Consider the following 26,367-nt stretch of genomic DNA (forward strand, 5'->3'; position numbering starts at 1 on the left):
TTACAAAACTCAGATGACAGAAATGAAAAAGGCTCCCAATAGGAGCCTTTATTACAAGCCATTAATGCTTTCTCTTATGAGCCCAATAAGGTGCGGCGCATAGCATCGAGACACAAAGCCATAAGGCCAGCCGGGAAAATGCCTAGGGCCAGAATAAATACCGCATTCAGACTCAATAATCCACGAGCGAAACTGGATCCCGAAATCTCTGCAGCATGTTCTTCTTTTGGCTCATCAAAGTACATCACCTTAACCACTCTGAGGTAGTAGAAAGCACCGATCAATGATGCGATCACGGCAATAATTGCTAGGAATGTATGCTCACCATCAACCAAGGCTTCAAGAACACCTAACTTGGCGGCAAAACCTACTGTTGGAGGGATGCCAGCCAACGAGAACATCATCACTAGGCCAATGAAAGCAAACCAAGGATGGCGCTTATTTAGGCCCTTGAGGTCATCAAGAGTCTCGCAATCATGGCCTTTACGTGACAACATCATCAAGAAGCCAAAGCTACCTAATGTGGTTAATACGTAAGTAATGGCATAAAACATGGATGCGCTAAAAGCATGATCATCAAATACAGATAGCATACCCAGAAGTACAAAGCCCATTTGAGCAATGGCAGAGTAAGCTAACATACGCTTCAAATTAGTTTGGGCAATAGCAGTAACGTTACCAACTACTAATGACAAGACGGCTAGCAATACCAACATCGGTTGCCAGTCCCCTAGGAGAGGCAACAAGGTATTTACAAGTAAGCGGAATAGCAAAGCAAAGGCAGCAATCTTTGGTGCCGCGGCAATCATCAATGTCACTGCTGTTGGTGCACCTTGATACACATCAGGAACCCACATATGGAATGGCACAACACCCAACTTGAAGGCCAAGCCAGAAACAATAAACACTAAGCCAAAAGCCATCACTAAGTGATTGATGCGTGGATCAGCTACTGTTCTGAAGATCTCAATCAAATCAAGCGAGCCAGTTACACCATACAGCATAGACATTCCGTAAAGCAAGAAGCCTGAAGCTAGGGCGCCAAGAATGAAATACTTAATACCAGCTTCAACACTCTTTTCGCTGTTATGACGCATTGCTACCAAAGCATACGTTGGCAAAGCCATTAACTCTAGACCCAAATACAGAGTCAACAGATTGGCGCCAGAGATCAATACGCACTGGCCCAATAAAGCCAACAAGGCTAAAACAATAAAGTCTGGGCGAAAGAGTGCACGGTCAGTCAGGTACTGCTTTGAATATACCAAGGTCACCAAAACTGCACCGCAGGAGCACGCCTTGAGAAGATTGGAGATTGGGTCAGACTGAAATAAACCATTCATGGCAACAATGGAGACATCGCCAATCCGGGCTACGAATGCAAAAATCAAATACACCAACAAAATGATGGTGAAAAAATATACAAAACCAACACCACGCGGTGTATGGAAAATATCCTGCTCCACCCCAGGAGTTGCTGGTTGACGTTCCGGAACATAGACGCTGGCTACTAATAAAAGGCAGGCAACTACAAGTAAAACAAGTTCCGGCATTACGGCGTATAGGTCAAATGCTTGCATTAGCTTTTACTCAGAGTTTGCTAACAGCAATATGCTGCAGCAGATTAATCACGGACGGATGAATAATGTCAGTGAACGGTTTTGGATAAACACCCATTCCGATCACGCAGATAGAGAGCACAGCCATCATGAAGAACTCACGGGCATTGAGATCTTTTAATTCCTCGACATGTTGGTTGGCAATCGCGCCGAAGAATACGCGCTTTACCATCCATAAGGAATAAGCAGCACCCAGAATCAAAGCGGTTGCCGCCAAGATGCCAATCACAAAGTCATAATCTACGGCACCCAAAATCACCATAAACTCACCGACAAATCCTGATGTTGCAGGTAAACCGCAGTTCGCCATTGCCATCAATACCGCAAAAGCTGTAAACGCAGGCATACGGTGAACCACCCCACCGTAATCAGCTATCTGGCGGGTATGCATACGGTCATACAATACGCCAATTGAAAGGAACATTGCACCCGCTACAAATCCATGGGAGATCATCTGCACAATACCGCCCTCAATACCCAGCGGACTAAAGAGGAAGAAGCCAAGAGTCACAAAACCCATATGCGCTACTGATGAGTAAGCAACCAACTTCTTCATATCCTTTTGGACCAAAGCCACGGCACCAACATAAATAACAGCAACCAAAGATAGGAAGATCACAAATGGTCCAAGGAACTGACTTGCATCTGGAGCAATCGGGAGAGAGAAACGCAAGAAACCATAAGCACCCAGCTTCAACATAATCGCAGCCAAGACCACAGAACCGCCTGTTGGTGCCTCAACGTGAACATCTGGTAACCAAGTATGTAATGGCCACATTGGCACTTTTACAGCGAACGCCATGAAAAAGGCAAAGAATAGGAGGATTTGCTCAACAATATCGAGGCGGGCATTATGCCAAGCCAATATGTCAAAAGTATTGGTTGCGTTATACAAGTACAACATAGCAATCAAGGTCAACAATGATCCAAGCAAGGTGTACAAAAAGAATTTGAAAGCCGCATAGATACGGTTATGACCGCCCCACACACCGATGATGATGTACATCGGAATAAGGGTTGCCTCGAAGAATACATAGAACAATAAGGCATCTAGAGCAGCGAATACACCAATCATTAATCCAGAGAGAATCAAAAAAGAGGCCATATACTGAGAGACCTTCTTATCAATAACCTCCCATGCAGCAATGACAACAAAAATATTGATGAATGCAGTTAAAACAATGAACCAAACGGAGATGCCGTCGATACCTAAGTGATAGTTAATATCGTAGCGAGGAATCCAGCTCGTCTTTTCAACAAACTGCATACCAGGATTGGCGATATCAAATTGCATCACTAGAGGAAGAGTTGCAATAAAGCCAAGAACAGAGCCTATGAGAGCCAACCAGCGGACACCGGAGGTCGGCTTCTCTGAGCCGAAGAACAGAATAATGATGCCGAAAAAAATCGGGATCCAGATGGCGTAAGAAAGAATCATGATGGCTACTTAAGTAACAAAGGCCTAGCGAACAAAAGGCAGGTAAGCGTACAAAACCCAAGCGAGCAAAACCGCCAAGCCTGCAATCATTGCAAAGGCATAGTGATAGAGATAACCGGATTGCAAATGGCGAATCACCGCTGAAAAGCGCCCTACTGCATGCGCACTACCATTAACCAAGAAGCCATCGATAGCCTGTTGATCACCGCGATGCCACAAGACGCCGCCGATCCACAACAAACCTTTGGCGAATACCACTTGGTTTAAATCGTCGAGATAGTATTTGTTATCCATCAATTTCTTGATGGGGGCAAATGCTTGAGCTACTACGCCAGGCAGTTTTGGGGCCCAGAGGTAGCCAATTGCTGCGGTCAAGACACCTAGAACAACCAAAAGCAATACCGGGGATGTCAGTGAATGCATCGCCATCGCGATTGGGCCATAAAACTCATCCTCTAACTCTTTCATGACTGGATGGCGAGCTAGATCAATAAAAATAGAATCGCCGAAATAGGTACCAAACAATAATGGAGTAATTGTGTAATAACCGATGATGACCGATGGAATAGCCAGAAGCATCAAGGGCAATGTCACAACAAATGGTGATTCATGTGGTTTTTGACCGGGAGCCAAACCATGGTGCGCATGGTCATCACCCTGCTCTGCATGATCATGATGGTGATCGTGCGCATGGGCATCTTCATGACCCCAACGTGCTTTGCCATGGAATACATAGAAATACAGACGGAATGAATACAAGGCCGTTACGAAGACACTTGCCATCACTGCGAAGTAAGCAAAACCGGATCCAGGAATATGGCTAGCAGCTACAGCTTCGATGATGGAGTCTTTTGAATAGAAGCCTGAAAAGAATGGTGTACCAATTAATGCCAAATTACCCAATAACATCATTAAACAAGTGATAGGCATATACTTCCAAAGACCGCCCATCTTGCGCATATCTTGCTCATGGTGCATACCCAAAATCACGCTGCCTGCTGCAAGGAATAAGAGCGCCTTGAAGAATGCGTGTGTCATCAAATGGAAGATAGCAATCGGATAGGCGGATACACCCAAAGCGATAGTCATATAACCCAACTGAGAAAGCGTTGAATAAGCGACAACCCGCTTGATATCGGTCTGGACTATGCCCAAGAATCCCATGAATAGAGCAGTGATAGAACCAATCACCAGGATGAAGCTTAATGCCACATCAGATAACTCAAACAACGGTGACATGCGCGACACCATGAAGATGCCGGCAGTAACCATCGTTGCAGCGTGAATCAATGCGGAAATAGGGGTTGGACCCTCCATCGAATCGGGCAACCAGACATGCAATGGAAACTGTGCAGATTTACCCATTGCACCAATGAAGAGACAGATACAAGCTACGGTGACTAAATTCCAGCTAGTGCCCGGCAATGTTTGCGCAGCTAATGTGGTGTTCTGAGCAAAGATCACGTCGTAGTTCATAGAGCCAGTGCTGGCTAAAAGGAGCCCAATACCTAGAATGAAACCAAAGTCACCAACACGGTTCACTAAAAAGGCTTTCATATTTGCAAACACGGCTGATTGGCGCTCAAAGTAGAAACCAATCAACAAATAAGAAACCACGCCCACTGCCTCCCAACCGAAGAATAATTGCAAGAGGTTGTTACTCATTACCAACATCAACATGGCAAAGGTAAAGAGTGAGATGTATGAGAAGAAGCGGTTATAGCCCTCTTCGCCCTTCATATAACCAATAGTGTAAATATGAACCATCAAGGAGACGAAGGTCACAACACATATCATAGTAGCTGACAGTGGATCAATTAAGAAGCCAATATCGAGATTGAGCTCACCTAATTGCATCCAGCGATAGACGGTGCCATTGAAATAGAAACCATCCATCACCTGAACGAGCACGAAGCAAGAGAGAACGAAAGAGATCATTACGCCAAGAATGGTTACAAACTGGCAGGCACCGTTACCGATGCGATTACCGCCTAATTTAGTACCGAATAATCCGGCAATAACTGAACCAAATAGTGGTGCAAGCGGAATTGCACAGAGAACAGGAAGAGTTAAGGTCAATTGCATGCCTAGCCTTTTAGGTGGTCAAGGTCTTCAGCATTAATGGTGTCTACCTTACGGAAGAGAACAACCAAGATTGCCAAACCGATAGCCGCCTCAGCAGCAGCCACAGTCAAAATAAAGAATACGAATACTTGACCAGCCATATCACCCAAATAATGAGAGAAGGCTACAAAGTTCATGTTCACCGAGAGGAGCATCAATTCAATGGCCATTAAAAGCACGATGACGTTCTTGCGGTTCAAGAAAATACCAACCACGCTAGTCGCAAACAAAATTGCACCAAGCACTAAGTAGTGCGCTAAGGTAATAGTCATTTTTTCCCCCCGCGTGCATCTTGCTTGGCAGCCATATCTGAATCCATCTTGATAATGCGCATACGATCGGCAGAGTTCACATTCACCTGCTCGTGGATATTTTGGGATTTAGAGTCCTTGCGATTACGCAAAGTCAATGCAACGGCAGCAATAATGGCTACCAACAGAATCACACCTGCAACCTCGAAGGCGAAAACATAATCAACAAAAATTAGCATACCCAAGGCATGCGTATTACTTGTTGCCATCTCCTCGAGCATCGGCTGCACTGGAGCACTAGTACCGATAAAGCTACGAATCAAGACGATAGACAACTCCAATACAATGACCGCACCCATCAAGAAGGCTACAGGTAAGAATTTCTTGAAGTCGCGTCGCAAATGCTCAAGATCAAGATCCAGCATCATGACTACGAATAGGAAGAGCACCATTACTGCGCCGACGTAGACAAGAATCAAAGCCAAACTTAAGAACTCCGCCTTCAGAAGCATCCATAAGCCAGAAGCACAGAAGAAAGCTAAAACTAAGAACAGTGCGGCATGCACCGGATTGCGTGCAGTAATCACGCGCAGCGCTGATAGCACCAAAAGTCCGGCAAACGCGTAAAAGAAGGCTACAAATAATGTAGAGGTATCGAATGTCATATGTCGTTGTGCTCTATTCGATTAACGATAAGGCGCATCAGCTGCGCGGTTAGCGGCAATATCTTTTTCATACTTATCACCTACTGCCAAGAGCATTTCTTTGGTGAAATATAAATCCCCACGCTTATCACCGAAATACTCAAAAATATTAGTCTCGACAATAGCGTCAACTGGGCAAGCCTCTTCGCAGAAACCACAGAAAATACACTTTGTTAAGTCAATGTCATAGCGACTGGTGCGACGCGTACCGTCATCACGCTCAGCAGTTTCAATTGTGATAGCGTAGGCAGGACAAACAGCCTCACATAATTTGCAGCCAATGCAACGCTCTTCCCCATTTTCATAGCGGCGCAAAGCATGCAAACCACGGAAGCGAGCAGATTGTGGTGTTTTCTCCTCGGGGTATTGGACGGTAATTTTTGGTTTAAAGAGATAGCGACCAGTAATCGACATACCGACCAAAATATCTCTCAGCATCAAGCTATCAAGGAATTGGGAGATTTTCTTAAACATGATTGATCAACTTATTTCCAAATATTCAGTGGGGAAACAACCCAAGCGCCAACAACTACCACCCAGAATACGGAGATGGGAATAAAGATTTTCCAGCCCAAACGCATGATTTGGTCATAGCGATAGCGTGGCAATGTGGCACGCAACCAGATAACACAAGACAAGAGGAAAAAGGTTTTGGCAAACAACCAAAAGAAGCCAGGGATATCGCGAAGAATTGGCAAGTCAACGATAGGCAACCAACCACCCAAGAACATGGTGGAAGCCAATGCGGCGATCAAAATCATATTGGCATATTCGGCCAAGAAGAACATCGCAAACGCCATGCCAGAGTACTCAACCATGTGGCCAGCAACAATCTCAGACTCGCCCTCAACTACGTCAAATGGATGGCGATTGGTTTCAGCTACACCAGAGATAAAGTAAATCAAGAACATCGGCAGCAATGGCAGCCAGTTCCAAGATAGGAAATTCAAGCCTATGCTAGCAAAGTATCCCTGCTCTTGTGAAGCAACAATCGTGCTCAGATTCAAAGAACCGGAAGTTAGCAACACAGTAACTAATGCAAAGCCCATGGCGATTTCATAGGAAATCATTTGCGCTGAAGCGCGCATAGCACCCAAGAATGGATATTTAGAGTTAGAAGACCAACCCGCCAAGATCACGCCATAAACACCAATAGATGAGATTGCTAAAACGTAGAGCAATCCAGCGTTGACATCAGCCAGAACCATTTTGGCTTGGAATGGGATTACAGCCCAAGCAGCGAAAGCCGGCATAATCACCATGACTGGAGCAATGAAATACAGCACTTTGCTAGCTTGAGTTGGAGAAATAATCTCCTTCATCAATAACTTCAAGGCATCAGCAATTGGCTGCAACAAACCTAAGGGACCAACACGATTCGGTCCAAGGCGGATATGCATCCAGCCGATTAACTTACGCTCCCAAAGGGTCATGTAAGCAACAGCGCCAAACATCGGCAACACGATAATCACAATGCGTACCAAAGCCCAAACGAGTGGCCATAGTGAGCCGAAGATAGCCTCACCTTGAGTAGTAATGAGGTTCAAGAAATTATCCATCTCGTCCCTTATACCTTACTAACAGTTACTGGACCAAACATCGATCCCAATTGAGCGCTAGCTATTGTTCCCGCAGAAATTCTGACGGCAGCCTTAGCTAGGTTCGCTTCTAATGTGGCAGGCAAATCTGTTGAATGACCACCCTGGGTCACTCGCACAGCATCACCCTCTTTCAAGCCCAACTCATTAAATAGTGCTTGACCTAAACCAACTTGATTGCCACGCTTAGCGTCACTCGTTAGCTGCAATGCTGATGAGCGGCGAACAATTGGATCGCCGGCATAAATACCGACATCAGATAAACGCTCTAAACCAGCAAATGTGCTTACATTCCCATTGCTTAAACCAGTAGCCGTGGATTGATTTGATAACTTAGTGCAGTAATTTTCACCAAGCGCTTCACCCAATACCTCTTCAGGCATGTTGTAGAGGAAGCCATCTAAATTTAATAAACCACCTAAAACACGGAGAACCTTCCATGCTGGACGCGAATCGCCCAAAGGTTTGACGGCTGGCTGAATCGTTTGTGATCGACCTTCAGCATTGACAAAAGTAGACACTGTCTCAGTAAATGTAGAGATCGGCAGAATCACATCAGCCACCTCAAGCAGATCAGCACTCTTATATGCACTCAAGGCAATCACCGTATTGGCTTTTGACAATGCAGCGCGCGCTTCTGCTGGATTTGGTAAATCCATATCAGGCTCGATATTCATCAAGATCACAGCACGACGATCACCAGAAAGAACCGATTCAATACCAGCACCGTTGGCATTCGCCAAGCTAGCACCAACAGCGTTACCACCGACAGGCAAGAAGCCAAAAGTTGCACCAGTTTGCTCTGCGATAAATTGTGCCAAGACATGCAAGTCAGATGCTTGTGGATGCGCGATTGCGGCAGAGCCGAGCAATACAGAAGTGGATGTACCGGAGAGCAAGCTATCTGCAATCTTTTGCGCAGTTGCAGACACTGGTAAGTTAGGTATACCGGATGGAGCGCTAACAGATTTCACTTTAGCAACAGCCAATGCGACTTCACTCAATGTATTGAGCCATGCGCTTGGAGTTGCAGCACTACTAATTGCAGGAATTAACCAATCATCGCCACCAGCATCAATACGTGAAACTTGCAAGCCACGCTTAGTTGCAGTGCGTAGACGCGCAGCAATCAATGGCTGCTCCTTACGCAAGAAGCTTCCAATGACCAGAATACGATCCAGCTCACTTAGCTTACTAATCGGCATACCCAACCATGGAGCAGAGGCAGAACCTTTTACGTCAGTCTGACGTAAACGAGTCTCAATTTGTTTAGAACCCAAACCGCGAATCATCTTCTGAAGGAGATACAACTCTTCTGTACTAGAAATGGGGTGCGCTAATGCGGCAACTGCTTCAGGACCACTCTCAGAAGAAATTGTTTTGAGTGAGTGAGCTACGTAATCCATTACAGACTGCCAATCAGTCTCCAACCACTGACCGCCCTGCTTCACCATTGGTGTAGTGACACGATCTGCACTGTTTAGACCTTCGTAAGCAAAACGATCACGATCGCTAATCCAGCACTCATTAATTGCATCATTCTCTAAGGCAACAACTCGCATTACTTTGTTGGCCTTAGTTTGAATGGTGGTGTTCGCACCCAGACTGTCATGCGGACTTACTGAACGCTTACGGCCTAATTCCCAAGTACGCGCTGCATAGCGAAATGGCTTACTTGTTAAAGCGCCAACCGGGCAAATATCAATCATGTTTCCAGAAAGCTCTGAATCAATTGTTTGACCTGCAAAAGTCGTGATTTCAGAATGCTCGCCACGATTGACCATGCCCAATTCCATTACCCCGGCAACTTCTTGACCAAAGCGCACACAACGGGTGCAATGGATGCAGCGTGTCATCTCTTGCATAGAGATAAGTGGACCTACATTCTTATGAAAAACAACACGCTTCTCTTCTTCATAGCGTGAATTCGATTTACCATAACCAACCGCTAAATCTTGTAACTGGCACTCACCGCCCTGATCGCAAATTGGGCAATCTAAAGGATGGTTAATCAGCAGAAATTCCATGACAGAGCGTTGCGCCTCAACAGCTTTAGCGGAGTGCGTAAATACCTTCATACCTTGTGTCACTGGTGTTGCGCAAGCTGGCAATGGCTTTGGAGCTTTCTCAACCTCCACTAAACACATACGGCAGTTAGCGGCGATAGATAATTTCTTGTGATAGCAGAAGTGAGGAATATAAGTGCCGAGCTTATTCGCGGCGTGCATCACCATCGAACCTTGCGGAACTTCTACTACCTTACCATCCAATTCGATTTCAACCATGCTCACTTTAAGATGTCCCGTGCTCAATGTCTTATAAAGGTTTAGCAGAATCTAAGCAGCGCTTATGTTCTACGTGATATGCAAATTCATCCATGTAATGCTTTAACATGCCACGAACCGGCATAGCAGCAGCATCACCCAAGGCGCAAATTGTTCGACCCTGAATATTGGCTGCTACATCATTTAATAAATCCAAATCTTCTGGACGCCCTTCACCATGCTCAATACGGTGAACAATGCGCCATAACCAGCCAGTACCCTCACGACAAGGGGTGCACTGACCGCATGACTCTTCGTGATAGAAATAAGACAGGCGCTCTAAGGCGCGAACCATACAGCGGGTTTCATTCATGACGATGACGGCACCAGATCCCAACATCGAGCCTGCTTTCGCGATGCTGTCGTAATCCATTGTGAGAGTCATCATCTCAGCACCAGGAATAACTGGGGAAGAAGATCCACCAGGAATTACAGCCTTCAATGGAATCCCATCACGCATACCACCAGCAAGCTTTAGCAAGTCAGCAAATGGCGTGCCCAATGGAATCTCGTAGTTACCTGGATAGGTAACGTCTCCAGAGATAGAGAAAATCTTTGTACCGCCATTATTTGGCTTGCCTAATTCTAAATACGCTGGACCACCAATTGCCATGATGAATGGAACGGCAGCAAATGTTTCAGTGTTATTGATCGTCGTTGGCTTGCCATATAAACCGAAACTAGCTGGAAAAGGTGGTTTAAAGCGAGGCTGACCCTTCTTGCCTTCAAGCGACTCCAAAAGAGCAGTCTCTTCACCACAAATGTATGCACCCCAACCCGGAGTGGCATGCAATTGGAAGTTGAAATCACTGCCCATAATTTTGTCGCCGAGATATCCAGCAGCGCGGGCTTCTTCAAGCGCCTCTTCAAAGCGCTCATATACTGCAAAAATTTCACCATGGATATAGTTATAACCCACGCTGATACCCATAGTATAAGCACCAATAATCATGCCCTCAATCAAGGCATGCGGGTTGTAACGCATGATGTCGCGGTCCTTAAATGTACCCGGCTCGCCTTCATCACTATTGCAAACTAAATACTTCTGACCAGGGAATTGGCGGGGCATAAAGCTCCATTTCAATCCTGTTGGGAAGCCAGCGCCTCCACGACCACGAAGTGAGGATGCTTTTAATTCGGCAATGATTGCATCGGGTGCAATCTTGTCGTTGATGATACGACGTAGCTGTTGATAACCGCCACGGCTTTCGTAATCTTTTAAACGCCAGTTTTCGCCATTTAACCCAGCGAGGATTAAAGGCTTAATGTGTCTATCGTGCAAGCTGGTCATACCGCCTTCCCTTCTGCACGGAGTTCGCTTAACAAAGCATCAATCTTTTCTTTGCTCATAAAGCTACACATCCGCTTGTCATTAACCAACATGACTGGCGAGTCTCCACAAGCCCCCATACACTCACCTTCTTTTAGAGTAAATGTTCCGCAAGCTGTAGTTTCGTTATAGCCAATAGCCAAAGTTTCTTTCAAGTAGTTGGCAGCAGTTTCACCGTGAGTTAACTGGCAAGGCAGATTTGTACAAATCACTAACTTGTACTTACCAATTCGTTTGGTGTTGTACATGTTGTAGAAGGTAGCAACTTCATCTACAGCGATAGTTGGCATTTCCAAAATTTGAGCAACTGTTGCAATAACTTCCGGCGATACCCAGCCCACTTCAGTTTGGGCAGCAATCAGAGCGGCCATCACAGCAGACTGCTTTTGCTCTGCGGGGTATTTAGCGACATTACGCGCAATATCTGCAAGCGTTTTATCAGATAGTTGAAGAGTTGTTGTCATGAATTCATCCTTGGCGCGCTGTATTAGCGGTCAATCTCCCCGAACACAATATCTTGGGTACCAATAATAGTTACGGCATCAGCCAACATATGGCCGCGTGACATTTCATCCATTGCGGAGAGATGTACAAACCCTGGCGCACGAATCTTCATACGGTATGGCTTATTAGCGCCATCAGAAACCAAATAAATACCAAATTCGCCTTTTGGATGTTCAACAGCAGAGTAAGCCTCTCCATCAGGAACGTGCATTCCTTCAGTAAAGAGTTTGAAATGGTGAATCAACTCCTCCATATTGGTCTTCATATCGACACGTTTTGGCGGAGCCACTTTATGGTTATCACTCATAACCGGGCCATCATTTGCTTTAAGCCAAGCTACACACTGTTTAATAATGCGATTGGATTGACGCATTTCCTCCATGCGGACAAGGTAACGATCATAAGAATCGCCATTTACGCCCACCGGAATATCAAAGTCAATTTTGTCGTAAGTTTCGTAAGGTTGCTTTTTGCGTAAGTCCCACTCAATACCAGATCCACGCAGCATGGGGCCAGTGAAACCCAATTGCAAAGCGCGCTCAGGGGAGACAACACCAATACCAACTAAGCGCTGTTTCCATATACGGTTATCCGTTAGGAGATTGCAATACTCATCTACATTGGCATCAAACCCATCTGAGAACTGCTCAATGAAGTCGAGCAAAGTGCCGCTACGGTTTTCATTTAACCGTTTGATTGCGGAAGCACTACGAATCTTAGACTTTGAGTACTGAGCCATTTCCGCTGGCAGATCGCGATAGACGCCACCTGGACGATAGTAGGCAGCATGCATACGAGCCCCTGAAACAGCTTCGTACATATCAAAAATATCTTCACGATCGCGGAAGGCATATAAAAACACAGCCATCGCGCCAACATCGAGACCATGGCAACCAATCCATAAGAGATGATTCAGTAGGCGGGTTAACTCGTCATACATCACACGTATGTATTGAGCACGCAAAGGTACGTCTATTTGCAGTAACTTCTCAATCGCCATGACGTACGCATGTTCGTTTGACATCATCGATACATAGTCCAAGCGATCCATGTAAGGAACATTTTGGATCCAAGTACGTGTCTCAGCTAATTTTTCTGTAGCACGATGCAATAGACCAATGTGCGGATCAGCACGTTGAATGACTTCTCCATCAAGCTCTAACACTAGCCTCAGTACGCCGTGTGCCGCAGGGTGTTGAGGGCCAAAGTTGAGGGTGTAGTTCTTAATTTGTGCCATGACTTAAACCGAGCCTCCGTACTGCTCTTCGCGCACGATACGTGGCGTAATCTCACGGGCTTCAATAGTGACAGGCTGATACACCACCCGCTTTAGCTCAGGGTCGTAACGCATTTCTACGTTTCCAGAGATTGGAAAATCTTTTCTAAATGGATGGCCGATAAAACCATAATCAGTCAAGATGCGACGTAAGTCTTCATGGCCATCAAACAAGATACCGAACAGATCAAATGCTTCTCGCTCAAACCAGTTAGCAGAAGACCAAACGGGGGTTAGAGAGGCGACAACCGGATATACATCTTCTGGTGCGAATACACGTAAGCGTAAACGCCAGTTATGCTCAATAGACAACAGGTGACTAACAACTCCAAAGCGCTGACCACCCCACTGCCCTTCACGGAAATCTTGGTAATCTACGCCACACAAATCAATCAATTGCTCAAAAGCCAATGAAGGCTCATCACGCAAAAGCATGGCAGACTCAAAGTAAGCTTCTGCTTTAACAACTACAGTCACTTCACCCAAAGCAATTTCAATGGACTGGGCACGCTTACCTAAAAATTTTTCTAGATTGGTGGCGAGTTGAACTAAACGATCTGACATGGTTTAAGCCTTCCGCGCGATCGTGCTAGTGCGAGCGATCTTAGATTGCAACTGGATAATTCCATAGATCAAGGCTTCTGCAGTTGGAGGGCAGCCAGGAACATAGATATCTACCGGCACAATGCGGTCACAGCCGCGAACTACTGAATACGAATTATGGTAATAGCCCCCGCCATTGGCGCAAGAACCCATAGAGATTACCCAGCGCGGCTCAGGCATTTGATCGTAAACCTTACGAAGGGCTGGAGCCATCTTGTTACACAAGGTGCCGGCTACAATCATCAAATCTGATTGACGTGGAGATGGGCGAAAAACCACCCCGAATCGATCCAAGTCATAACGGGATGCCCCTGCGTGCATCATCTCTACCGCGCAGCAAGCAAGGCCAAATGTCATTGGCCATAAAGAACCATTACGAGTCCAGTTAATAAGCTGGTCTGCAGTAGTAGTAACAAATCCTTCTTTGAGAACGCCTTCTAATGCCATATCGATCACTCCCAGTCGAGAGCGCCCTTTTTCCAGATATATACGAAGCCCACGATAAATTCCAAGAGAAAAATCACCATAGAGGCGTAGCCGAACCAACCAATGTCACGCAAGGCTACGCCCCACGGGAACAAGAATGCAGTTTCTAAGTCAAACAAGATAAAGAGGATGGCTATGAGGTAGTAACGCACGTCAAACTTCATACGCGCATCTTCAAAAGCCTCAAAACCACACTCATAAGGAGACAGTTTTTCAGCATCTGGCTTTGAAGGAGCCAAAATTTTCCCAAGGAACATGGGGACCAAACCAACCCCAATACCTACTAGGATGAAAAGAAGAACGGGAAAGTAATTAGCGAGATTCAAAATGGCCCTGAGTCGTTCGTCTGGTAAAACAATGGAGACAGCAAATTATCAATTACTGCACTACATAAAACTTTGATTTACAGCAAGAAACCCTACAAATTTTACAATTTGGTGCCGACGGCGAGACTCGAACTCGCACAGCCTAAGCCACTACCCCCTCAAGATAGCGTGTCTACCAATTTCACCACGTCGGCATCTTGTAAAACTTGTTAATTCTACTGCATTGCACCACTAAACTGACCCAAAAAACGAGTCAGAAAGGCTTAAAACCTACTTTTTTACTTCGGGACAGCAGGCTTGCTTGGATCTTGCGCTGGGGCAATCGGCTCAGGAGCTGGGGCCACAACAGGAGCTACGGTACCGGACAAAACACCAGGGCTGACCTCTTTTTTATTCCCAATCCAAGTAATGCCCAAAGTACAAATAAAAAAGATTGCCGCAAAAATGGCAGTTGTATGGGACAGGAAATTAGCTGAGCCACTAGCGCCAAAAACGCTACCGGAAGATCCGGAACCAAAAGCAGCACCCATATCAGCGCCCTTGCCTTGTTGAAGCAATACAAGCAAGATCACAGCCAAACCTGAAATAACCTGTAAAACGATCAGTAAAGTCTTAAACCATTCCATGACTTGTCTCCAAATAAAAAATCTAGGCCCGACAAATAGCCAAGAAATCTTGTGGGTTCAAAGAGGCACCCCCAATCAATCCACCATCAATATCGGGCATTGCAAAAAGTTCAACGGCATTGTCAGGTTTAACACTACCGCCATACAAAATTCCCACATGGGAAGCTACATCCTCATCAAACTCCGCCAACTGCAAGCGAATTGCTCGGTGCATATCCTGAGCCATCTGCGCACTTGCCACCCTACCGGTGCCAATCGCCCAAATGGGCTCATATGCAATCAGACAGTCGGCCAATCGATCTTGCAAAATAGCTACTTGCTTTGAAATTTGGCCTCGAACCACCTCGATCTCGCGGCCAGAGTTGCGTTCGTCAGCAGACTCGCCAACGCAAATAACTGGAGTCATGCCATTATCTAGGGCCTGAAGGGCTTTCTCAGCGACCTGCTCGTCAACCTCATGATGAAATTGGCGGCGCTCAGAATGCCCCACAATAATATAAGTACAGCCTAATTCGTTTAGCATGGATGCGGCAATGTCACCTGTATATGCTCCGGAAGCATACGCTGATACATCTTGAGCGCCCAAACTTAAAAAAGCTAAGGAGCAATCTCGAATCAAATCGCTACACTGGGACAAATAAGGGGCCGGAACACACACAGCATATTTTCGACCCGCTGGCATACCCTGCTCCATGCCACGACAAACGGTCTTGACCCAGTCTGCATTACTCGCAAGACTACCGTTCATTTTCCAGTTGCCGATAACAGTTAGTGGACGCATTAAATCAGACCCAATACTTAAACGGTCAACACAATCTTGCCAACGTGCTCAGAAGACTCCATCAAACGATGGGCATCAGCCGCGTGATCCAAGGTAAATGTTTTATAAATCACCGGCTTTAACTTGCCCGCATCAAGCAAAGGCCAGATACGCGTATACAACTGCTGAGTAATTTGCTTCTTAAATGACACTGGGCGTGGGCGCAATGTAGAGCCTGTAATAGTTAAACGACGACGCAAAATTTGTCCAGTATTCACTTCTGCTTTAGAACCACCCATAATTGCAATAATCACAATACGGCCATCATCAGCCAAGCAGTCAATTTCTTTCTGTACATAAGCGCCAGTAACCATGTCGAGCACAACATTGACACCCTTTCCGCCCGTGGCCTTCTTCACCTCTTCTGCGAAATCTTGCGTCTTGTAATTGATTGCCAAATCAGCACCTAAAGCAACGCAAGCTGCGCACTTCTCATCTGTACCGGCGGTAACAAATACTTTATGACCCAAAGCTTTGGCAATCAAAATAGCAGTTACACCAATTCCACTGGAGCCACCCTGTACCAACAAAGTTTCACCTTCAGATAGTTCACCGCGCATGAAGACATTACTCCATACGGTATAAAAAGTTTCAGGCAATGCAGCAGCCTCTTGATCGGAAAATCCTTTTGGATAAGGTAAGCATTGAGCAATCGGCGCAGTACACAATTCTGCGTAACCGCCACCTTGCACAAGCGCACAAACCTTATCGCCAACCTTGAGACCAAACAAATTGTCAGCATGGGATAAGTCACCGCCAACAATCTCACCAGCAACTTCGAGACCAGGAATATCAGATGCGCCTGCAGGAACTGGGTAATGACCTTTGCGCTGCAAAACATCTGGACGATTAATTCCAGCAGCAATCACCTTAATCAAAATCTCACCCGAACCAGCAGCCGGAGCTTCTGGATCAGGACGAGTAGCAGACACCAGCATTTCTGGTGCGCCAAATTCTTTGATTTCCATTACGCGCATATGAACTCCCGCTCGCTAACCTAACTTAAGCAGATTCGCTAGATGCAGGAGCAGTATCAGCAGTAGCTTCAGCACCAGCTAATGGAGCAATCGTGCCGCCCTCATCCGCCATTGCAGCCTTCAGAGATAAGCGCAAACGACCACGCTCATCAGCAGCTAACAACTTCACGCGCACTACCTGGCCTTCTGCTAAATAGTCTTTAACTTCTTTTACACGCTCATTAGAAATTTCTGAGATATGCAAGAGACCGTCTTTACCTGGAAGAATGTTTACCAAAGCTCCAAACTCGAGTAACTTCACTACTGGTCCCTCGTAGATCTTACCTACTTCAGCTTCAGCAGTAATGCCTTCGATCCGTGCTTTTGCTTCAGCCATGCCTTCAGCAGAAGTAGAAGCGATTGTTACAGTGCCGTCATCTTTAATGTCGATGCTACAGCCAGTTTCTTTGGTCAAGGCTTGAATTGTTGCGCCACCCTTACCGATCACTTCACGAATCTTGTCTGGATGAATCTTGAAAGAAACCATACGTGGAGCATGTGCAGACAACTCAGTACGAACTGAACCCATCGCTTCTTGCATCTTGCTCAAAATGTGCAAACGGCCTTCTTTAGCTTGAGCCAAAGCAACTTGCATGATTTCTTTAGTAATACCTTGAACTTTAATGTCCATTTGCAAAGCAGTAATACCATTAGCAGTACCTGCTACTTTAAAGTCCATATCGCCTAAGTGATCTTCATCACCCAAGATATCTGTCAGAACAGCAAAACGGTTGCCATCCAAAATCAAGCCCATTGCAACACCAGCAACGTGTGCCTTAACTGGAACACCGGCATCCATCATTGCCAAACAACCACCGCACACGGAAGCCATGGATGAAGAGCCATTGGACTCAGTAATTTCTGAAACTACGCGAATACTGTAGGCAAAATCTTCAGCACTTGGCAATACCGGGATCAATGCGCGTTTAGCCAAACGACCATGACCGATTTCGCGGCGCTTAGGGCTACCTACACGACCAGTTTCACCGGTTGCGAACGGAGGCATGTTGTAGTGGAACATGAAGCGATCACGATACTCACCTTCGAGCGCATCGATGATCTGCTCATCACGCGCAGTACCCAAAGTGGCGACTACGAGCGCCTGCGTTTCACCACGAGTAAACAATGCTGAACCGTGTGTGCGTGGCAATACACCATTACGAATTTCAATCGGACGAACAGTACGTGTATCACGACCATCAATACGTGGCTCGCCATTCAAAATCTGGCTACGAACAATCTTCGCTTCGATTTCAAACAAGATGTCGTTAACGGCAACAGCGTCAACATCGCCTTCCTCTTGTAACTTAGCAACAACTGTTTTAGTGATTTCTTTGAGCTTGTCTGAACGAGCACCTTTTTGACGAATCTGATATGCCTCACGTAATGGCGCTTCAGCCAATGCAGTGACTTTGGCGATGAATGGTTCATCTTTAGGAGCGGCAGTCCAATCCCACTCTGGCTTACCAGCTTCGCGCACTAAATCATTAATAGCATTGATCGCAGTTTGCATTTGGTCATGACCATATACAACCGCACCCAACATTACTTCCTCTGACAACTGGTTCGCCTCTGACTCCACCATCAATACAGCAGCTTGTGTACCAGCAACAATCAAATCCATTTCGCTAGTAGCTTGCTCTGTACGAGTAGGATTCAAGAGGTATTGGCCATTAGCATAACCAACACGTGCTGCGCCAACTGGACCAGCAAACGGGATACCTGAAACAGCCAAAGCTGCAGAAGCAGCGATCAATGCAGGAATATCCGCAGGAACATCTGGGTTGATAGACAACACATGAACTACTACCTGAACCTCGTTCAAGAAACCTTCTGGAAACAAGGGACGCAATGGACGGTCAATCAAACGGGAGATCAATGTCTCTCCTTCTGATGGACGACCTTCGCGACGGAAGAAGCCACCAGGAATTTTTCCTGCAGCGTAAGTTTTTTCAAGGTAGTCAACAGTCAATGGGAAAAATGACTGGCCTGGCTTGGCGGATTTAGAGGCAACTACAGTGCCCATTACTACGGTGTCATCCACATTAACGATGACAGCACCACCAGATTGACGAGCAATCTCGCCTGTTTCCATTGTTACTTGGTGGTTACCCCATTGAAACGTTTTTACTACTTTTTTAAACATAGTCATTCTGATCTTCTCCAAATTGTTCACATGAAAGCCACATGGATTTCACGCTTGCCGTGGGATAAAGCAGTGTCACGACAACACTGGAGCGTTTGAAGATCACAAGGGATGCCATTCCAGGGAGGCACTGGATTCCTCAACCCAGAAACTCATTGGAATGACACAATCCCCTACACAAATAATCTTGAGGCGCTCAAAAAACATGCCATCTACTTAAGACTGATTCTGTTAAGAAACAACCCTAGGAAAGATGGCATTGCAATACTGATAAGAATTACTTACGGAGACCTAATTTCTCAATCAATGCGCGGTAGCGACCCAAATCCTTGCCCTTGAGGTAATCCAAAAGGCGGCGACGGCGTGAAACCATCTTCAACAAACCACGACGGCTGTGATGATCTTTAGCGTTAGCTTTGAAATGGGGGGTTAATTCATTGATGCGGGCTGTTAGCAATGAAACTTGCACTTCAGGGCTACCCGTATCGTTTGCGCTGCGCGCGTTTTCTTTGACGATTTCCGCCGTTTTAATATCAGCAACTGCCATTTTCATACTCCTTACTTGCGAACACCAGAGCTTTCACCCAATTTGTGTCGTGCATTTATTAATCAAATAAAACAAAAAAGCTTTACAAATCAAAGCCATCGAATTGTAGCAGATGAGGCCTTAAAACACCTTAAGGACACTGAAATTCCGTTACTATAAGCCCTGAACTTTATAACGATTAGTGCTAATTTCTAATAATTTTCTTTATAAATCAATGGGATAAGCAATATTAGCAACCTGGCATCACCCTTAAAAAAGGTGTTAGACCTAGCAAGCAAAGACAAAAACTCATGAAAAAGACCTTTTTTACCCCCCTTTTACTTGCTTTAATGCTTTGCCCCACTTTAGTGAGCGCTTCTTTTCTGCCTCCAGAGCTCATAGATGACTTCGCAAATATCATTTCCTGGGTTGTTCTGATCGTGATGCCTATTGGTCTCATTGCTGCCTTTTGGTATGTCCACATCCTCCCAGATACGATTGCCAAACAAAGAGAGCACCCTCAAAGAGATGCCATTCATGCCTTGTGCATCCTGTCCCTCTTTGTAGGTGGTTTGCTCTGGCCTTTTGCCTATCTGTGGGCCTATACCCGCCCCACGATGTACAAAATTGCCTATGGGACTGATAAATACATGCCCTTAGATAAAGAACAGAATCCTGAGGTGAAATAATTATGGAAGCGCTGATACTTGGCATCTACGCTGGTATTGTTTGGTTGATCTTCTTTAAGTACAAACTTTTGCCTTGGAACACCATTGCCAAGGTCATTGTTTTCACTATCCCAGTTGTAGGCATGATCACCTTGATCCTGCTGTTGAATATATTCTCGCCCTCCTCTAGCAACGTACTAGTTATCAGAAATTCCGTAGGCATTGTCAGCCAAGTGAAGGGTCGCGTAATCGAGGTGCCCGTTTCTATTAACCAGCGCGTTAAAAAAGGAGATATCCTTTTTAAGATTGATCCCACTCAATACCAGGCATCTGTGAATGCGATGACTGCCAAACTGAAACTAGCCAAACTTCGTTTACAAGAAAATCAAGCGCTTGTGAATAGTGGCGCAGGCAATCGATTTGACTTAGAAAAGGCAGAGGCGGATCTAGCTGAATTGAGCCAACAAATAATTAGCCTTCAATACGATTTAGATCAGACTATAGTAAGAGCGCCTAGTGATGGCACTATTGTGAATGTGCAATTAAGGCCCGGTGCTTTTGTTGCCGCATTTCCAATTGCCTCCGTCATGACATTCATGGAGGATGCTCCGCAAATATATGCCTTGTTCTCACAAAACGAATTGCATCAAATTGAAGTAGGTAATGAAGCAGAGTTTTATGTCCCTAGCTTTCCCGGGAAGATTCTCAAGGCCCGAGTAGAGTCTGTCATTCTCGCTGAAGGACAGGGTCAGCTAAATGCTAGCGGCAATATGCCAACTACCGGCTTAAAAGACATAGCCCCCAATCGCTTTGCCGTCAAACTGGTGATGGATGATCGTCATGCTGAATTACTATTACCAGCCGGTGCAGTGGGAGATGGGGCGGTATATACAGATCATCTTGCATTCTTACATGTGATTCGTAAAGTGATGCTCAGAATTAGCACCAAACTGAACTACATTATTCCTAAGCTACATTAATGCGTAAAAATTTCTTCTCTCGAGGGACTTTGGCGGCATTTGCTTTAATCAGCGCCGCCTTGCTAAGTGCTTGCACAATTAGTAAAGTTCAGGGCAATAAAGAGCTTGCCGAAAAAGCATTACCGACTGTTGCAATACCAAATCAATTTGCAGTCATTTCAAATGTCAGCGGGCTACAAGTAGACGATGGGTGGCTTAAACAATTTAATGATCCTGAACTGAATGAACTCGTAGCTGAGGCCCTCAAGAATAATCCCGATGTTCAAATCATTGCCGCCAGACGCAGCCAATCAACTGCGCTCATTGATGCAGCAGGTGGTGCCCAATACCCCGGCGTCAATGCTATCGGCAATACTGGTGGAAAGGTCGGCTCAAGCGGTACCGGCATTACTGGTTACTATATCGGCGCGAACTGGGAACTTGATCTTTGGGGAAGAGTGAGGACCTCGGTAGCAGGTGCAGAGCAGAATGCCAAAGCAATCAACGCCGATCAAGATGCAGCTCGCCTTTCTTTAATTGCTACCCTGACCAAATCTGTCTGGCTTGCACGCAATCTTCAAGAGCAAGCGCAGCTGGCTGATGACAATGCGCTTGCTGCTGGAAAATATGCTGAACTTATACAAACTCGCGAGAGAATTGGCGCATCATCTCTTACTGAAGTCTCAATGGCTAACGCCAGCGCAGCTCAGAGTAAAGAAGCTGCGCTTAATGCAGCACAAACCAGAGATCAAGCACTGCGCGCAGTGCAGATTTTGCTTGGTCGCTACCCTCAAGCGCAAGCTCTGAAAACTACCAAGTTACCGGCATTGCCTGAACCCGTTGGCACAGGCTTACCTGCTGACTTGTTAGAGCGTCGGCTAGATCTCATTGCTGCCGAAGCCAGAGTAAATAGCGCCTTCTATCTTGCTGATGAAAAACGTTTAGCGCGCCTGCCAAAGATTAGTCTGACCACTGGCTTTGGCTATATCAATAGTCAAGTATTTACTCTGCTTAATGGTCCCAATACTAGTTTTGGTGTAGGCGCCAATGCAATGATCCCACTCTTTCAAGGTGGCACTATTGAGGCTCAAATCGCCTACCAAAATGCTGAGGCGCAAGCAGCATTAGCCAATTATGGCAAGACCGTATTAACTGCCTTTAGTGATGTTGAAAACGCACTCTCCGGCGAAGCCAGCTGGCGAGAACGAAGTAAGCAACTCGAGATACAGCTCAATGAGCAGAAGCGCATCATGCAAAATACCCGGGCTGAACTGCAAATTGGTCGCATTGATCTACGCCAAGTGCAGCAACAAACTATCAGAACTAATACCAGCGAAATGAACTGGCGACAAGGGAGGCTTGATGCCCTCACGCAGCGAGTCAACTTATATTTAGCGCTCGGCGGTTCAGCTAACTAGATCAATTAGCCTTTGATGGCGCATCATCAAATCCGCGCTTGTAGCCTGGAGGGTATTTTTGCCACTCCTTACCACTCAGGCCCTGCTTGTAGCCATACTCAAACAGCGCTTGCATGTAGGCGGTATCAAACTCGGTCTTATGGGGAAATTTAAAGTCTGACCCGATATAAGCCAAGTTAAAGCCGACGCCATCAAGCTGAGTGGTGTGATAAATCCGATACAGATCCCCCACTCCCTGAGTCTGGATCAGGCTAGAGATTGCGCGCTGAATGATACTCAGAGTGCCCCGCTGTGTTTCACGCCACTCCGGATCTAAGCGAGCATTTCGAATGATGTAGGCGTTACGTTGCTTTTGCAGCTTTAGATCAAGGTCTTTTACCTTTTGAGATAACGCGCTGGGATAGAGAAATACTTGAGTGATGGCGCCACCATCCACATGCATCTCATGAAAACTTTGGCCGGACACCTCAAAATCGAACATGACTGGTGAAAATGCACCAGGAATGGATGCGGAGGCGAGCATGATTTTTCTAAATAGCTCAAGCGCTTCAGGAGTTCCAATGCTGGCGATCTTGCCCATATTCCATACCACGGGTACCCCAGCATCTAAATTGGTAGTACCAATCAATAGCCAACGATTTTTGGAGGTGTACTCATTAGCTACCTTCTTTAAGAAGTCTTGATCAATGTATTTTGAAATTAATTGAAAGAGAGGTGAAGTGTCAGATAGGCCATCACTCAAAATACCCGAGATCAATCCTCGCTCGATAAAAATATCTCGGGGACCATATTTTGTGTAGACCTCCCGTAAGGCCGGATCATACTCTCTCCCCATAAATGCAAACGGCGCAATTAAAGCGCCCGTACTGATCCCCGTGACCAAATTAAACTGAGGGCGATCGCCACGATCAGCCCAACCAATTAGCAAACCAGCTCCATATGCACCATCATCACCGCCTCCGGAGAGTGATAAATAATTTGCCGGTGCATTTAATGTTTTCTCATCCCTCACCTTGAACCCGGTCTGAATATCCTCTGCCATTTGATCAATGCTCGATTGACTGGCAACCATATATCTCACGCTTGACAAGCCGGCGATTTGAGCCTGCCCCATCTCTTGGGATGGCACTGCCGCTTTGCGCTGCAAGCTGCTACACCCCACTAAGGCAAATATCAAGAAGATGAATGTTAGGCGAAACAGAATAGGCATGATGAGCAATTTTGAGTGAGAGAAGTTGGATGGAGTATAAAGATGGAATAAATCAACTACAGAAATAAAGCGAAAGAGTATTCATGCAAGGCAAATTTCTCCACGTACTAGCCTATAGTCTAATAGCCCTATTTTGCTCAACAAGCTATGCGCAACTTTCAAACCCTTTTGGCTCGGATAAAACCGTTGCCCAACAACGTCAAGACATCCTCAAAAAGAGAGATGAGACCCTAAAAGCGCTTTATCAAGTTCAGCCCAAAGCAAAAGCGTTAATCGAAAAGTCGGTTGGTTATGCCACATTTAGTAACTTTGGGATGAAAATTCTAATTGCTGGTGGCGGCACGGGCACTGGCGTAGTGATAAAAAAGGATGGTGGCAAAGCTATTTACATGAGCATGGCTGAAGTTCAAGCTGGCCTAGGTTTTGGAATTAAGTCCTTCCAAAACATCTTTGTTTTCCAAACCGAAGCCGCTATGAATGAGTTCGTTAACTCTGGCTGGACCTTTGGCGGTCAAGTCACTGCAGCAGCCAAATATGAAAATAATGGTGACGCATACCAAGATGCCGCTACAGTAGCACCGGGTGTCTTACTGTATCAACTAACCGACTCAGGCCTTGCCGCTGAAATCACCGGCAAAGGCACTAAGTACTATAAAAATACAGACCTCAATAAGTAAGATGTGGGGTCTGTAATTATTGCTAGAAGTTAATCAGGGTGTCATCTGTGCATTGAGCTTGACATGACTCGGATCATGCAATTTATTTAGCGCCGATAAATACGCTTTCGCTGATGCCGCAATGATGTCTGGATCAGTGCCAACGCCATTGACGATACGCCCACCTTTCGCGAGTCTCACGGTAACCTCGCCTTGAGATTGAGTGCCAGAAGTGATTGCATTTACAGAGTAAAGCAACTGCTCTGCCCCACTCTTGACAATCTCCTCAATGGCATTCAAGCTGGCATCAACAGGGCCATTACCTTCAGCCTCGGAGCTCGCTTCCTTATCGCCCACCCGAAAAGTAACCCTGGACTTTGGGCGCTCACCCGTTTCGGAATGCTGGCTCATAGAAATGAATCTATAAAATTCACCCTCTTCGGCTACAGCAGAGTGAGACATGATGGCAATAATGTCTTCATCAAAGATTTCTGATTTCTGATCAGCCAATGACTTAAACCGCACGAAGGCATCATTCAAATCCGCCTCAGCCTCAATCGCAATACCTAACTCCTGAAGGCGCTGTTTAAATGCGTTACGGCCAGACAATTTACCTAGGACGATCTTATTGGCAGACCAACCCACATCTTCTGCACGCATGATTTCATAGGTATCGCGATTCTTTAAGATGCCATCCTGGTGAATGCCTGAAGTATGAGCAAAAGCATTGGCCCCAACCACTGCCTTATTTGGCTGAACTACAAAGCCCGTGATGTGCGAAACCAATTTAGAGGCGGGCACAATTTGAGTTGCATCTATGCCGCATACCATATCAAAGTAATCTTTGCGTGTTCGCAAAGCCATCACAATTTCCTCTAATGCCGTATTGCCAGCGCGTTCGCCCAAGCCGTTGATAGTGCACTCGATTTGACGAGCGCCACCAATCTTGACCCCAGCCAAGGAATTTGCAACAGCCATACCTAAGTCATTATGGCAATGTACAGACCAAACTGCTTTATCAGAATTGGGAACCCGAGTACGCAAGGTCTTGATGAAGTCGCCATACAACTCTGGAGTTGCATATCCAACGGTATCAGGAATATTGATGGTGGTAGCACCCTCATTAATGACACCCTCAACTACTCTGCACAAGAAATCCATTTCAGATCGATAGCCATCTTCGGCAGAAAACTCAATATCCTCAGCCAAATTTCTAGCAAAGCGAATAGAACGTTTTGCTTGCTCCAATACTTCTTCTGGAGACATACGTAATTTCACGGCCATATGCAAGGGGCTAGTTGCCAAGAATGCATGAATTCGCTTGGCATTAGCAGCCTTTAATGCATCGGCTGCGCGAGTGATATCTTTATCATTTGCACGTGCAAGCGAGCACACAATGGAATCCTTCACGGCTGCTGCTACAGCGGAGATCGCCTGAAAATCACCTTCAGAGCTTGCAGCAAACCCAGCCTCGATCACATCAACCTTGAGACGTTCCAACTGACGAGCAATACGAACCTTCTCATCCTTCGTCATTGAGGCGCCAGGCGACTGTTCGCCATCACGTAAGGTGGTATCAAAAATGATTACTTTGTCACTCATCACTACTCTCCGGTTCAATATTGCTTAACTTTTGAAACTTCATTGTCAATCTAAAAACAAAAACCCCAGCAATTTGCTGGGGCTGGTATGTCGTGGCTAATGAATTACTCTATTCTCATTAACTCAGGCCTTACCTG

Annotated in this window: 25 protein-coding genes and 1 tRNA gene; 4 read left to right on the top strand and 22 right to left on the bottom strand. The window is 45.9% G+C overall.

Annotated features, from left to right (window positions below; translation table 11 throughout):
- Positions 1–74: 74 nt before the first annotated feature.
- The 20 genes from nuoN to rpsO form a co-directional block, all read right to left on the bottom strand.
- On the bottom strand, positions 75–1,580 hold the full coding sequence (gene nuoN / locus ICN43_RS08235) for an NADH-quinone oxidoreductase subunit NuoN (RefSeq protein ID WP_216198560.1): 1,506 nt from the start codon (positions 1,578–1,580) through the stop codon (positions 75–77).
- A 10-nt stretch (positions 1,581–1,590) separates the two neighbouring features.
- Positions 1,591–3,057, bottom strand: coding sequence for an NADH-quinone oxidoreductase subunit M (locus ICN43_RS08240; RefSeq protein ID WP_216198564.1), 1,467 nt, complete (start codon positions 3,055–3,057; stop codon positions 1,591–1,593).
- A 24-nt stretch (positions 3,058–3,081) separates the two neighbouring features.
- Positions 3,082–5,142: an NADH-quinone oxidoreductase subunit L gene (nuoL, locus tag ICN43_RS08245; protein ID WP_216198568.1), complete on the bottom strand. Its 2,061-nt coding sequence runs from the start codon at positions 5,140–5,142 to the stop codon at positions 3,082–3,084.
- A gap of 2 nt (positions 5,143–5,144) precedes the next feature.
- Complete coding sequence (gene nuoK, locus ICN43_RS08250) at positions 5,145–5,453, bottom strand: NADH-quinone oxidoreductase subunit NuoK (protein WP_216198571.1); 309 nt, start codon at positions 5,451–5,453, stop codon at positions 5,145–5,147.
- Positions 5,450–6,097, bottom strand: a complete 648-nt coding sequence (locus ICN43_RS08255) for an NADH-quinone oxidoreductase subunit J (RefSeq protein ID WP_216198574.1) — start codon at positions 6,095–6,097, stop codon at positions 5,450–5,452. The genes nuoK and ICN43_RS08255 overlap by 4 nt, the downstream gene beginning before the upstream one ends.
- Positions 6,098–6,118: 21 nt before the next feature.
- The gene (gene nuoI / locus ICN43_RS08260) at positions 6,119–6,610 is read right to left on the bottom strand and encodes an NADH-quinone oxidoreductase subunit NuoI (protein ID WP_216198577.1); all 492 of its coding nucleotides are present in this window, start codon (positions 6,608–6,610) and stop codon (positions 6,119–6,121) included.
- An 11-nt stretch (positions 6,611–6,621) separates the two neighbouring features.
- Positions 6,622–7,695: an NADH-quinone oxidoreductase subunit NuoH gene (gene nuoH / locus ICN43_RS08265; protein ID WP_216198580.1), complete on the bottom strand. Its 1,074-nt coding sequence runs from the start codon at positions 7,693–7,695 to the stop codon at positions 6,622–6,624.
- Positions 7,696–7,703: 8 nt separating this feature from the next.
- Positions 7,704–10,019, bottom strand: a complete 2,316-nt coding sequence (nuoG, locus tag ICN43_RS08270; RefSeq protein ID WP_216198583.1) for an NADH-quinone oxidoreductase subunit NuoG — start codon at positions 10,017–10,019, stop codon at positions 7,704–7,706.
- Between the two features lie 31 nt (positions 10,020–10,050).
- Positions 10,051–11,349 carry an NADH-quinone oxidoreductase subunit NuoF gene (gene nuoF, locus ICN43_RS08275; RefSeq protein WP_216198586.1) on the bottom strand — a complete coding sequence of 433 codons (1,299 nt, stop codon included), beginning with the start codon at positions 11,347–11,349 and terminating at the stop codon, positions 10,051–10,053.
- Positions 11,346–11,852, bottom strand: coding sequence for an NADH-quinone oxidoreductase subunit NuoE (nuoE, locus tag ICN43_RS08280; protein ID WP_216198589.1), 507 nt, complete (start codon positions 11,850–11,852; stop codon positions 11,346–11,348). The genes nuoF and nuoE overlap by 4 nt, the downstream gene beginning before the upstream one ends.
- Positions 11,853–11,875: 23 nt before the next feature.
- Complete coding sequence (locus ICN43_RS08285; protein WP_216198591.1) at positions 11,876–13,129, bottom strand: NADH-quinone oxidoreductase subunit D; 1,254 nt, start codon at positions 13,127–13,129, stop codon at positions 11,876–11,878.
- Between the two features lie 3 nt (positions 13,130–13,132).
- Positions 13,133–13,732, bottom strand: a complete 600-nt coding sequence (locus ICN43_RS08290; RefSeq protein ID WP_216198593.1) for an NADH-quinone oxidoreductase subunit C — start codon at positions 13,730–13,732, stop codon at positions 13,133–13,135.
- Between the two features lie 3 nt (positions 13,733–13,735).
- Positions 13,736–14,218, bottom strand: a complete 483-nt coding sequence (locus ICN43_RS08295) for an NADH-quinone oxidoreductase subunit B family protein (protein WP_011902891.1) — start codon at positions 14,216–14,218, stop codon at positions 13,736–13,738.
- Between the two features lie 5 nt (positions 14,219–14,223).
- On the bottom strand, positions 14,224–14,583 hold the full coding sequence (locus tag ICN43_RS08300; RefSeq protein ID WP_011902892.1) for an NADH-quinone oxidoreductase subunit A: 360 nt from the start codon (positions 14,581–14,583) through the stop codon (positions 14,224–14,226).
- 109 nt (positions 14,584–14,692) lie between these two features.
- Positions 14,693–14,777: transfer RNA gene (locus tag ICN43_RS08305), tRNA-Leu, on the bottom strand.
- A gap of 84 nt (positions 14,778–14,861) precedes the next feature.
- Complete coding sequence (secG, locus tag ICN43_RS08310; RefSeq protein WP_216198596.1) at positions 14,862–15,209, bottom strand: preprotein translocase subunit SecG; 348 nt, start codon at positions 15,207–15,209, stop codon at positions 14,862–14,864.
- Between the two features lie 22 nt (positions 15,210–15,231).
- Positions 15,232–15,990 (bottom strand): triose-phosphate isomerase, encoded by a 759-nt coding sequence (tpiA, locus tag ICN43_RS08315; RefSeq protein WP_216198599.1) that lies wholly within the window; start codon positions 15,988–15,990, stop codon positions 15,232–15,234.
- Positions 15,991–16,007: 17 nt separating this feature from the next.
- Positions 16,008–17,006: an NAD(P)H-quinone oxidoreductase gene (locus ICN43_RS08320; RefSeq protein WP_216198602.1), complete on the bottom strand. Its 999-nt coding sequence runs from the start codon at positions 17,004–17,006 to the stop codon at positions 16,008–16,010.
- A 25-nt stretch (positions 17,007–17,031) separates the two neighbouring features.
- Positions 17,032–19,197, bottom strand: a complete 2,166-nt coding sequence (gene pnp / locus ICN43_RS08325) for a polyribonucleotide nucleotidyltransferase (RefSeq protein WP_216198606.1) — start codon at positions 19,195–19,197, stop codon at positions 17,032–17,034.
- A 271-nt stretch (positions 19,198–19,468) separates the two neighbouring features.
- Positions 19,469–19,738: a 30S ribosomal protein S15 gene (rpsO, locus tag ICN43_RS08330; RefSeq protein ID WP_015420915.1), complete on the bottom strand. Its 270-nt coding sequence runs from the start codon at positions 19,736–19,738 to the stop codon at positions 19,469–19,471.
- A gap of 290 nt (positions 19,739–20,028) precedes the next feature.
- On the opposite strand from rpsO, the gene ICN43_RS08335 reads away from it, so the two are divergent.
- Genes ICN43_RS08335 through ICN43_RS08345 form a run of 3 tightly spaced genes read left to right on the top strand, consistent with a single transcriptional unit; the run spans position 20,029 to position 22,762 of the window.
- On the top strand, positions 20,029–20,406 hold the full coding sequence (locus ICN43_RS08335; RefSeq protein WP_216198609.1) for a DUF3302 domain-containing protein: 378 nt from the start codon (positions 20,029–20,031) through the stop codon (positions 20,404–20,406).
- A gap of 2 nt (positions 20,407–20,408) precedes the next feature.
- A complete protein-coding gene (locus ICN43_RS08340) occupies positions 20,409–21,365 on the top strand; it encodes an HlyD family secretion protein (RefSeq protein WP_216198612.1) in 957 nt (318 codons plus the stop codon).
- Positions 21,365–22,762 (top strand): efflux transporter outer membrane subunit, encoded by a 1,398-nt coding sequence (locus tag ICN43_RS08345; RefSeq protein ID WP_216198616.1) that lies wholly within the window; start codon positions 21,365–21,367, stop codon positions 22,760–22,762. Before ICN43_RS08340 ends, ICN43_RS08345 begins: the two co-directional genes overlap by 1 nt.
- A 1-nt stretch (position 22,763) precedes the next feature.
- On the opposite strand, the gene ICN43_RS08350 is transcribed toward ICN43_RS08345, so the two are convergent.
- The gene (locus tag ICN43_RS08350; protein WP_216198619.1) at positions 22,764–23,972 is read right to left on the bottom strand and encodes a patatin-like phospholipase family protein; all 1,209 of its coding nucleotides are present in this window, start codon (positions 23,970–23,972) and stop codon (positions 22,764–22,766) included.
- An 83-nt stretch (positions 23,973–24,055) separates the two neighbouring features.
- Here ICN43_RS08350 and ICN43_RS08355 point away from each other — a divergent pair, with 83 nt between their 5' ends.
- Positions 24,056–24,649, top strand: a complete 594-nt coding sequence (locus ICN43_RS08355; protein WP_216198622.1) for a YSC84-related protein — start codon at positions 24,056–24,058, stop codon at positions 24,647–24,649.
- Positions 24,650–24,682: 33 nt separating this feature from the next.
- On the opposite strand, the gene ICN43_RS08360 is transcribed toward ICN43_RS08355, so the two are convergent.
- Positions 24,683–26,230 carry a 2-isopropylmalate synthase gene (locus ICN43_RS08360; RefSeq protein WP_216198627.1) on the bottom strand — a complete coding sequence of 516 codons (1,548 nt, stop codon included), beginning with the start codon at positions 26,228–26,230 and terminating at the stop codon, positions 24,683–24,685.
- Positions 26,231–26,367 lie beyond the last annotated feature (137 nt).

It is taken from the genome of Polynucleobacter sp. UK-Mo-2m-Kol15, from assembly GCF_018881505.1.
GTDB lineage: Bacteria > Pseudomonadota > Gammaproteobacteria > Burkholderiales > Burkholderiaceae > Polynucleobacter.

Coding starts and splice junctions, on each gene's coding strand:
- ICN43_RS08240 (WP_216198564.1), bottom strand. CDS start 3,057: ATGATTCTTTCTTACGCCATCTGGATCCCGATTTTTTTCGGCATCATT.
- nuoL (WP_216198568.1), bottom strand. CDS start 5,142: ATGCAATTGACCTTAACTCTTCCTGTTCTCTGTGCAATTCCGCTTGCA.
- nuoE (WP_216198589.1), bottom strand. CDS start 11,852: ATGACAACAACTCTTCAACTATCTGATAAAACGCTTGCAGATATTGCG.
- ICN43_RS08350 (WP_216198619.1), bottom strand. CDS start 23,972: ATGCCTATTCTGTTTCGCCTAACATTCATCTTCTTGATATTTGCCTTA.
- ICN43_RS08295 (WP_011902891.1), bottom strand. CDS start 14,218: ATGGCATTAGAAGGCGTTCTCAAAGAAGGATTTGTTACTACTACTGCA.
- nuoI (WP_216198577.1), bottom strand. CDS start 6,610: ATGTTTAAGAAAATCTCCCAATTCCTTGATAGCTTGATGCTGAGAGAT.
- nuoN (WP_216198560.1), bottom strand. CDS start 1,580: ATGCAAGCATTTGACCTATACGCCGTAATGCCGGAACTTGTTTTACTT.
- tpiA (WP_216198599.1), bottom strand. CDS start 15,990: ATGCGTCCACTAACTGTTATCGGCAACTGGAAAATGAACGGTAGTCTT.
- ICN43_RS08360 (WP_216198627.1), bottom strand. CDS start 26,230: ATGAGTGACAAAGTAATCATTTTTGATACCACCTTACGTGATGGCGAA.
- nuoG (WP_216198583.1), bottom strand. CDS start 10,019: ATGGTTGAAATCGAATTGGATGGTAAGGTAGTAGAAGTTCCGCAAGGT.
- ICN43_RS08340 (WP_216198612.1), top strand. CDS start 20,409: ATGGAAGCGCTGATACTTGGCATCTACGCTGGTATTGTTTGGTTGATC.
- ICN43_RS08335 (WP_216198609.1), top strand. CDS start 20,029: ATGAAAAAGACCTTTTTTACCCCCCTTTTACTTGCTTTAATGCTTTGC.
- ICN43_RS08355 (WP_216198622.1), top strand. CDS start 24,056: ATGCAAGGCAAATTTCTCCACGTACTAGCCTATAGTCTAATAGCCCTA.
- pnp (WP_216198606.1), bottom strand. CDS start 19,197: ATGACTATGTTTAAAAAAGTAGTAAAAACGTTTCAATGGGGTAACCAC.
- secG (WP_216198596.1), bottom strand. CDS start 15,209: ATGGAATGGTTTAAGACTTTACTGATCGTTTTACAGGTTATTTCAGGT.
- nuoK (WP_216198571.1), bottom strand. CDS start 5,453: ATGACTATTACCTTAGCGCACTACTTAGTGCTTGGTGCAATTTTGTTT.
- nuoF (WP_216198586.1), bottom strand. CDS start 11,349: ATGACCAGCTTGCACGATAGACACATTAAGCCTTTAATCCTCGCTGGG.
- ICN43_RS08290 (WP_216198593.1), bottom strand. CDS start 13,732: ATGTCAGATCGTTTAGTTCAACTCGCCACCAATCTAGAAAAATTTTTA.
- nuoH (WP_216198580.1), bottom strand. CDS start 7,695: ATGGATAATTTCTTGAACCTCATTACTACTCAAGGTGAGGCTATCTTC.
- ICN43_RS08320 (WP_216198602.1), bottom strand. CDS start 17,006: ATGCGCGTAATGGAAATCAAAGAATTTGGCGCACCAGAAATGCTGGTG.
- rpsO (WP_015420915.1), bottom strand. CDS start 19,738: ATGGCAGTTGCTGATATTAAAACGGCGGAAATCGTCAAAGAAAACGCG.
- ICN43_RS08255 (WP_216198574.1), bottom strand. CDS start 6,097: ATGACATTCGATACCTCTACATTATTTGTAGCCTTCTTTTACGCGTTT.
- ICN43_RS08285 (WP_216198591.1), bottom strand. CDS start 13,129: ATGGCACAAATTAAGAACTACACCCTCAACTTTGGCCCTCAACACCCT.
- ICN43_RS08345 (WP_216198616.1), top strand. CDS start 21,365: ATGCGTAAAAATTTCTTCTCTCGAGGGACTTTGGCGGCATTTGCTTTA.